The 6,847-nt window shown below is 62.5% G+C and carries 7 protein-coding genes; 3 read left to right on the top strand and 4 right to left on the bottom strand.

The genetic code is table 11. From position 1 onward, the window contains the following. Positions 1-250: 250 nt before the first annotated feature. Together fusA and LJE91_14605 are read right to left on the bottom strand one after the other, a co-directional pair. On the bottom strand, positions 251-2,314 hold the full coding sequence (fusA, locus tag LJE91_14610) for an elongation factor G (protein ID MCG6869912.1): 2,064 nt from the start codon (positions 2,312-2,314) through the stop codon (positions 251-253). A 143-nt stretch (positions 2,315-2,457) separates the two neighbouring features. Next, positions 2,458-2,661, bottom strand: coding sequence for a hypothetical protein (locus LJE91_14605; protein ID MCG6869911.1), 204 nt, complete (start codon positions 2,659-2,661; stop codon positions 2,458-2,460). Positions 2,662-2,870: 209 nt separating this feature from the next. Between LJE91_14605 and LJE91_14600 the strand changes: the two genes are divergently transcribed. After that, positions 2,871-3,236, top strand: a complete 366-nt coding sequence (locus LJE91_14600; GenBank protein MCG6869910.1) for an Hsp20/alpha crystallin family protein — start codon at positions 2,871-2,873, stop codon at positions 3,234-3,236. 147 nt (positions 3,237-3,383) lie between these two features. Then, a complete protein-coding gene (lon, locus tag LJE91_14595; protein MCG6869909.1) occupies positions 3,384-5,756 on the top strand; it encodes an endopeptidase La in 2,373 nt (790 codons plus the stop codon). A gap of 71 nt (positions 5,757-5,827) precedes the next feature. Here the strand turns inward: lon and LJE91_14590 are convergent, their stop codons facing one another. Further along, positions 5,828-5,992, bottom strand: coding sequence for a hypothetical protein (locus LJE91_14590; GenBank protein ID MCG6869908.1), 165 nt, complete (start codon positions 5,990-5,992; stop codon positions 5,828-5,830). A 20-nt stretch (positions 5,993-6,012) separates the two neighbouring features. Here LJE91_14590 and LJE91_14585 point away from each other — a divergent pair, with 20 nt between their 5' ends. Continuing rightward, positions 6,013-6,273 carry a hypothetical protein gene (locus LJE91_14585; protein ID MCG6869907.1) on the top strand — a complete coding sequence of 87 codons (261 nt, stop codon included), beginning with the start codon at positions 6,013-6,015 and terminating at the stop codon, positions 6,271-6,273. Positions 6,274-6,548: 275 nt separating this feature from the next. Here LJE91_14585 and LJE91_14580 read toward each other — a convergent pair. Further along, a partial coding sequence (locus LJE91_14580; GenBank protein ID MCG6869906.1) for a citrate transporter occupies positions 6,549-6,847 on the bottom strand: 299 nt, incomplete at its 5' end.

Below are 6,847 nucleotides of genomic sequence, written 5' to 3'. Positions count from 1 at the left end.
ATGGAAACGCCGGCAGGCATTCCAGGCGATCCGACTGCACCGTCGGACCGTGTCGGAGACAGGACGTCACGAACGGGGGAAGGGGATACATCATAAAGCGATCGGAAGGACTTCGGGCCACGGTTCACAACACTTGAATGGTAACCCCCTCCCCGAGCCTTCTTTGCAGTCCCTACTCGCGGCAAGCGTACGGGGTTCAGAGGACGAATCCGGTTCTACTCACTGCAAATCAGGCAAGCCGGCAAAGGACTCATCTCAGGTAGCTTCGCACGACTTCCGCGGGCACCGGTGTGTAGTGATCGAATTCCTGGCTGAACACGCCGCGCCCGTGCGTGGCCGAGCGCAGGTCGGTGGCATATCCGAAGGTCGATGACAGGGGCACGAAAGCGTTGATGGCCTTGATTCCTCCGGGTCGGTCCTCGACGCGCAACACTTCCGCGCGGCGGGAAGCGAGTTGTGACAATACGTCGCCCAGATTTTCCTCGGGCGTCAGCGCCTCCAGACGCACGACCGGTTCCAGCAGTATGGCTTTACCCTTTGCCAGTCCCGCCTGCGTCGCCATGACGGCAGCGACCTTGAAGGCGGCAGCGCTGGAATCCTGCTCATGGTACGAACCGTCCACCAGGGTAATCGCCATATCGGTCACCCGGTAACCGCCGATCGCCCCGTTTTCCGCAGCCTCCATCACGCCGGCCTCTACGGCGGGAATGAATTCCTGGGGTATCACCCCGCCTTTGAGGGCGGCAGTAAATGAGACTCCGGCGTTCGGGGCCGGTTGCAGATCCAGCACCACGTGCCCATACTGCCCGTGACCACCGGTCTGGCGTACGAATCGACCTTCTGCCCGACTCACGCTCTTGCTGATCGTTTCCCTGTAGGTCACACGGGGCTTGCCCGAACGCACGTCCACGCCGTGTTCGCGCCGCAGCTTGTCGATCAGGACCTCCAGATGGAGCTCACCCATTCCTGCCAGCACAACCTGTCCGCTCGCCTCTTCCACCTCGGTATGAAACGACGGATCGTCATCCGCCATCTCCCGCAGCGCCGACACGAGATGCTCCTCGTCGGCTGTGGTGCGCGGTGCAATCGTCAGACGAATCACCGGTTCCGGAAATGATATTGATTCCAACGTGACCGGATGCTCACCGGCACACAGCGTATCGCCCGTAACCACAGCCTTGGCGCCAAGCAGCGCCACGATGTCTCCGGCGCAGACCTCGTTGATATCCTCGCGATGGTCGGCGTACATCCGCAGCAACCTGCCCACGCGTTCTGTGCGTGCGGTGCGTGAGTTGAAAACCACATCGCCGCTGCGCAGTGTACCGGCGTAAACCCGGGTATATGCCAGGCGTCCCGCATAGTGATCCGTCACCGTCTTGAACACCAATGCCGTCAGAGACTCACGGGCCGATGGCAGCCGTTCGACCAATACCCCGCTTTCCGGATCACGACCCGTCACCGAGCCGACATCCGCAGGCGAAGGCAGATAATCCACGACCGCATCCAGCAACGGCTGTACCGCCTTGTTGCGCAACGCCGCGCCGCACAGCACAGGGACCACGGCGTTGGCCAGCGTCGCACTGCGCAATGCGGTCCTGAGCGCCTCTGCCGTGGGTTCCTGACCGTCGACATAACGCGCCATCACCTCCTCATCGTGATCCGCCAGCTGCTCGACGAGTTCGGTGCGGGCGGAGCGGGCAACACCTTCGTACTCGGGAGGTACGGCACCCCATTCAGGGTCCTCGCCGCTATCCTCCGCCCAGAAACCGGCACGCAGTGTGACCAGGTCGACGACCCCGTTGAATTGCGCCTCCGCGCCGAGGGGCAGCTGCACAGGTGCCGGATTGGCACCGAGCCGCTCGCGGATCGTGCGCACGGCGTGATTGAAATCGGCGCCCACCCGATCCATCTTGTTGACGAAGCACACGCGCGGTACACGATAGCGATCCGCCTGTCGCCATACGGTCTCGCTCTGCGGCTCTACGCCTTGCAGCGCATCGAAAACCACGACCGCCCCGTCCAGAACGCGCAGGGCGCGCTGCACTTCGGCCGTGAAATCGATATGGCCGGGGGTGTCGATGAGGTTGATCTGATGGTTACGCCAGAATGCCGTGATTGCCGCCGAAACGATGGTGATGCCCCGTTCGCGCTCCTGCTCCATCCAGTCCGTGACCGTCGTGCCTTCGTCGACCGAGCCCATCTTTCGCGTGCGCCCCGTGTAGTAGAGGATGCGCTCGGTCGTAGTGGTCTTTCCCGCATCGATATGCGCGACCAGGCCGATATTGCGAATCTGTTCCAAGGTGCGTGCTGTCATGGGCTACGACACTCATTGCGCGTTGCTGGTTCGGCCCGGCCTCCCCAACGCTTTCCGAACAAATTCCGTCAAGTGGCATCAAGCCGAAGCCGGAATCCCTGGTCTGTGCTGAAGATTCAGCGCAACCCCAATGCCGAAGCGTATCACGCGCCGCACGACCCGTGCGGTGACCTCAGGCGCCTTAGGCGATTGCCGGAAAATGACAGTCCATCCGGCTTGGCGTCATGGGTCAGCAGGGTCCTGAAGGTTTGCGGATCACCCCTGATGGCGGGATGCAGGATGGCCGCGCGCCCGCGGCTGTGGCGCGCATTGATCTCGGTGTCCTGCTTCAACAGCTGTTCGATCACCGAAGTGTCGCTCTTTTGGGACGCCACACCATCAAGACAATGAAATTTTTTTATCGTGGCGATAAAAAAATGTTTCTGGCCCGGCTCGCTGCGGGTCGGTTGCGTATCCCTGATTGCCGATCCGTCCGGTCACGGTCCCGGCAGAAGTCCAGTACAATGGTGCCGGACCTATTCCGCGACAGGCGCAGCCAGACAGGCCGATTCAGGATATGAAGACCCGTAATGACACGAACCCCGTGTCCGTGGATTTGTCGTTCAGGGTATACGAGCGCTGCGGCTGGCGTCCCAACGCTGATATCTACCGCAGCACCGAAGGCCTGTTGGTGAAGCTCGAGCTCGCAGGGGTTTCCGAGCACGACATCAAGATCTCCGCGAGCAGCGATTACATCGTGATCGAGGGCAAGCGCCGTGACTGGTGCGTGCCGGACATCCGCGAGCCGCTTTCCATGGAGATCACCTATGACCGGTTCACGCGCCTTATCCGGCTCCCCGCCGAGATCGAGCCCGAGGCCCTGGTCAAGGAATTCCGGGACGGGATGTTGCTCGTCTACCTGCGATACAGGGCGAATCCCTGAACCGATGAGTGAGACGCATGCAGTGCGCAAGGCACGGCCCGCGGCGACCGGGACGATGCGCTCCGATCGGCGAGGGAGCTGGCCGCGGGCGACCCGGCGATACGCCGTCGCAGCCAATTCCATATCGCCTGCAACGGGTCAGCGACGATGAATGCGACATCCGAGACCAGCGCGCTGCTGCCGGTCGTGCCGATGAAGGACGGTGTCGTCTTCCCCAACATGATGCTGCCGATGACGGTGGGCCGCTCACAATCCACCGAGGCGGTGGAGGCGGCGTTGGCGACCGAAGACAAACAGATCGCGATCTTCGCCCAGCGCGACGCGTCCGTCGAGGAGCCGGGGGCCGAGGACCTGTATCCGATCGGGACGCAGTGCGTGATCAGGAGGATGCAGCGCCAGGAGGGTGCAATCCAGCTCATGTTGCAGGGCAGTCGACGCATCCGGCGGACCGAAGTGGTTCAGGAGACGCCCTACCGGCAGTTCCGCGTCGAACTGCTGCCGAGGCTCGAGGATACCGACTCGGAGGTGGAGGCGTTGCATCGTACGATGCTCGATCTGGCAGCTCGGATGTTGGCGTTGGGGCCGCCGCAGATGCAGATCAACCTGCAACAAATGGTTTCCGAGCTGGATCAGCCGGTGGAACAGGCCTACGTACTCGCCTCCCTGCTGTCCATCGATACCGAGAAACAGCATCAATTACTGGCCGCATCCAGCCAGATAGAGGCCTTGAAGTTGATCGTCGACTACCTCAACCACGAGGTCAAGGTCCTCGAGCTGCAGAGTCAGATCTCCAGTGCGGTGGAGTCAAAGATGAGCAAGGAGCAGCAGGAACATGTCCTGCGCCAGCAGCTCCGCGCGATCCAGGAGCGGCTGGGAGAGGCCAGCCCGGAGCAGGCCGAGGTTGCCGAGCTGCGGCGGCGCCTGGAGCAAACCCCTGTGCCCGATCTGGTCCGTGGGGAGGTCGGCAAGGAGCTGTCGCGCCTGGAGCGCATTTCGTCTTCCTCGCCGGATTACCAGATCACCCGCAGCTATGTGGAGCTCGCGCTGGAGCTGCCCTGGGAGAAGACGACCGAAGACAATCTCGATCTTCAACACGCACGCGACGTCCTCGACGAGGATCACTTCGATCTCGAGGAGGTCAAGGAAAGGATCATCGAACACCTTGCCGTGATGAAGCTGAACCCGCAGGCCAAGGCGCCGATCCTGTGTTTCGTCGGCCCGCCCGGGGTGGGCAAGACCTCGCTTGGACAGTCCATCGCCAAGTCGCTCGGCAGGGCGTTCGAGCGCATGAGCCTGGGGGGGCTGCACGACGAAGCGGAGCTGCGCGGTCACCGGCGCACCTACATCGGTGCGATGCCCGGGCGGATCATCCGCGCCATCCGACGTGCGGCAGTGAAGAATCCGTTGCTGATGCTGGACGAGATCGACAAGCTGGGACGGGATTTTCGCGGCGATCCCGCCGCGGCCCTGATGGAGATCCTCGACCCAGCGCAGAACGTCGAGTTTCACGACAACTACCTCGACCTGCCCTTCGATCTGTCCAAGGTATTCTTCATCGCCACGGCCAATACCCTCGATACGATCCCGGGCCCCTTGTTGGACCGCATCGAGGTGCTGCGTCTGGCGGGCTACAGTGACGCCGAGAAACGCCAGATCGCTCGGCGCTACCTCCTCGGCCGGCGACTGCACGAAGCCGGTGTGGCCGAGGATCGACTCGTGGTACCCGACGAGGCCCTGGACTACATCATCGAGAACCATACCCGCGAGGCCGGCATCCGCATGCTGGAGCGTGCGCTCGGGCGGATTGCGCGCAAGCTCGCCACACGCATCGCAGACGGCGACACGGGGCCCGTGATCCTCGATGAGGCGCTGATTACGGAGTTTCTGGGCCCGAGAAAACGCCTGCGGGAGTCGCGGCGAGACTCGATCTCGGCGGGCATCGTGGCGGGTCTGGCATGGACCGAGGCCGGAGGAGACGTGCTCTACGTCGAGGCCCTCGTCCTGCCGGGCGGTAAGGACCTCGTCCTCACCGGCCAACTCGGGAACGTGATGCAGGAATCGGCGCAGGCGGCACGCAGCTACATCCAGTCCAGGGCGCGGCAGTTAGGCATCGACCCGCAGCGGATCCGCAAATCCGGCGTGCACATCCATGTGCCGGCCGGCGCCACCCCCAAGGACGGCCCTTCCGCCGGCGTCACCATGGCCACGGCATTGGCATCGGCGTATCTCGACACACCCGTTCGCGACGACACCGCAATGACCGGCGAGATTACCTTAAGCGGCATGGTACTGCCGGTCGGCGGCATCAAGGAGAAGTTGCTGGCGGCCCACCGGGCCGGCTTCAAACGAGTGATCCTGCCGAAGGACAACGAGGACGATCTCACCGAGCTGTCGCCGGAGGTTCGGGCAGAGATTGCGCTCATCCTGGCCGATCACATCGGCGAGGTTTTCGCCGCGGCGATCCCGGGGCTCGGTAAGGACATTGACCTGCGTCATGGCGCCAAAACCGAGGGCCGGTGACTGGCTCAGCCAGACATGCTGGAGAGTCGGATTCGGATCCGGGCCTGCCTGGCGGCTTCGATGTCGCAGTCTCAGGACGATAGCAGGGCTTCGAGTGCGCTGACGACCTCGTCGCTGTCCCATTCGATGGCACCGTTGACGCCGTACACGATGACGCCCTCGGGCGAGATGATGAACGTAGACGGGTAGACCAGTACGTTCCACGCCGCGGTGAAACGCCCGTCCTCATCGAGCAAACGTTACCGGTATCCGCGTATTGCAACTGCCATTGCCGTGCGCCACGCAGTACCGGCAATGCCCCGTAGGCGCGCGTCATCAGGGTAATCTTCCTGCCCGTGGTCTCGCGGGCCTGGCGGATCAGCTCGGCGATGTATCGTCCGTCGCGTTCACGCAAGGCGTTTGTGCTCTTCGGGATGAAGAGGTTGTCCAGCAGATCGACGTGCCAGAACTCGATGCCCTGGCCGGTCAGTTGCTTCGCCAGCGCCTCGATTCGCTCGTTGTTACCAAAGCCGGGTGAAATCGAAATAATGAGGTGGCGCTCGGAACGCCTGCCCGCTTCGGCCTTGAATCGATCAATAACGAATTCGTGGTCGAGGACTTCCAACTGAAGCTGATCCGCGGCCAACGCAGCCGAGAGCGGAAGGAAAAGTAATACGATGTAAAGCAAACGCAAGCGAACATTCACTGCTGTTGCAAGGATCCGAGTCCGGCCATATGACTACGGCACAAACCTGGGTTAGTCGGTGTTACCGACACACGGCAGTTTCAGGTACGCCGCGTTGACGGTCGCCGTCAGAGCGCCACCACGAGCTTAACCCACAGAAAGGCGATGGCCAGCGTGAGGACAGACACCGGAATACCGACCTTCGCAAAATCCCAGAACGAGATCTTGAATCCCTTCGCGGCCGCTGCGTCGACGACGATGATGTTCGCGAGGCTGCCGATGATGATCAGGTTGCTGGCGAGACCGCTGGCGAGCGCCATCAGCGGTCCGGACAATGGATCGTGTCCGGCAAAGGGCAGCAGCAGCATCACTGTCGGCACGTTCGAGGTGATGTCGCTCATCACCGCACTGATGACGAACAGCACGT

The organism is Gammaproteobacteria bacterium, from assembly GCA_022340215.1.
In the GTDB taxonomy this organism is placed as follows: Bacteria; Pseudomonadota; Gammaproteobacteria; order JAJDOJ01; family JAJDOJ01; genus JAJDOJ01.
This window is presented reverse-complemented; position numbering and strand designations above follow the sequence as displayed.

Excerpts from the sequence above, each read along its gene's own strand:
- fusA (MCG6869912.1), bottom strand. The coding sequence starts at position 2,314 with ATGACAGCACGCACCTTGGAACAGATTCGCAATATCGGCCTGGTCGCG.
- lon (MCG6869909.1), top strand. The coding sequence starts at position 3,384 with ATGAATGCGACATCCGAGACCAGCGCGCTGCTGCCGGTCGTGCCGATG.
- LJE91_14600 (MCG6869910.1), top strand. The coding sequence starts at position 2,871 with ATGAAGACCCGTAATGACACGAACCCCGTGTCCGTGGATTTGTCGTTC.